Source organism: Rugamonas apoptosis (assembly GCF_014042355.1).
Classification (GTDB): domain Bacteria; phylum Pseudomonadota; class Gammaproteobacteria; order Burkholderiales; family Burkholderiaceae_D; genus Rugamonas; species Rugamonas apoptosis.
The window spans coordinates 1-1,456 of sequence record NZ_JACEZU010000033.1 but is presented as its reverse complement, the minus strand read 5'-3'; the positions used below and the strand labels follow the sequence as shown (position 1 = coordinate 1,456).

The following is a 1,456-nucleotide window of genomic DNA, read 5'->3' as shown; positions in this document are numbered from 1 at the left end:
GGGGGGTGTCCCTATGTCGTTCGTCAAGCAGTTGTGACGGAGGCAGGACAATAAAGTGTGCCGTCTCGCATCATGGCGTAGATGACATCGCAGCGCCGCCTGGCGAGAGCAATTAGCGCTTGGTTGTGCCGTTTTCCTTGGCCGATCTTTCGTGCGTAGTAGGCCCGGGATACTGGGTCGCGCAGCGCCGCGAAGGCGGACAGGAACAACGCCCGCTTGAGCACTTTATTTCCTCGTCGCGATGGATGTTCTCCACGAATCGAGGAGCCGGATCTACGGGTAACTGGCGCCAGTCCAGCATAGGCCGCGAGGTGGGCGGCCGAGGCAAACGCTTTTGCAGCGACCTCTGTAAGGAGTCGGGCAGCTGTCCTGACGCCGACTCCGGGCATGCTTGTCAGGACTGAATAAAGAGGGTGCGCTTGCACCAGGCGCTCGACCTCTTGAGCGATTTCATCGCGCTGACCGCGCAGTGCCGCGAGCTGCTGTGCCAGGCGCGGCAAGACAATCGTTGCTGCGTTCGTTCCTGGCACAATCACCGTCTGCTCGGAAAGAGCCAGGTAGATCTCATGGGCCAAGCCTTTCCCCATTCTCGGCGCGAGTTTGCTGAGTTTGTTCGCCAAGCTTTTCTCGCTGACGGCAGCAAGGCTAGCCGGTGAAGGATGCCGCTGCAGCAGGTCCAACACAGCCGGATGCTCAAGCCGCGGGCCAAGTACACGCTCTAGTGCAGGATGGATTTGTGTCAGAAGTCCGCGAATTCTGTTGCTTGTCTGTGTAATTTGGTCGGCCAGGTCATCGTCAAAGCCGCACAGCATGGTGAGTTCGGCCAGCTGTTCGTCGTCGAGACGAATTGAGCGCAGCGCATGCGGCATTGAGCGTGCCGCCTCGGCGATGATGGCGGCATCTCGCGCGTCGGTCTTGGCTTCGCCAGTGTGCAGATCTGCAATTCGGCGCATGGCAAGACCGGGGAGGTACGCCACCAGGATACCTTCCGCTCTGGCGACGGTTACCGGTAATGCGCCGATGGTTGTGGGCTGGTCAACGACTAGCAACAGTTTGCCGTGTTCTTTGAGACTGGAAATCAGCGTCCGCAGTCTCGCTTCATCATTCGGCAGGGCTTTATCGAATAAGCGTTTTCCGGCTTTGCTGAGCGCGACCGCGTGGTGCTCCCCCTTGCCGACGTCTACACCGATAAAGACGTCTACAGCATCGTAATGTTCAATCGCGTCCATGCGACCTCCCGCTACAAGAGATTCTAATGGCCAACGGCTTACGGCAGCAGGTCTCGGCATCCACGTTACGAATGGTCTCAGGCGTGCCCCTGGACCAAGTCCCTATCAGCGATCACCAGCCACCCACCAAGTCCGGTGACAACACCCCCCGGATCATGGACGACTGGGGGCAACAATCATGCCGAACTTGGCTGGCCAAAACCTTGAGGATCAAGGTCTGTATATAG

The 1,456-nt window shown here is 58.8% G+C and carries 1 protein-coding gene; it reads right to left on the bottom strand.

All coding sequences use genetic code 11. The annotated features are described in order from the left end of the window. Window positions 1-23: 23 nt before the first annotated feature. Window positions 24-1,229 carry an IS110 family RNA-guided transposase gene (locus H3H39_RS27280; RefSeq protein ID WP_182157689.1) on the bottom strand — a complete coding sequence of 402 codons (1,206 nt, stop codon included), beginning with the start codon at window positions 1,227-1,229 and terminating at the stop codon, window positions 24-26. Window positions 1,230-1,456 lie beyond the last annotated feature (227 nt).

Bases quoted from the DNA above. Each gene is read 5' to 3' on its own strand.
- H3H39_RS27280 (WP_182157689.1), bottom strand. From the start codon at position 1,229: ATGGACGCGATTGAACATTACGATGCTGTAGACGTCTTTATCGGTGTA.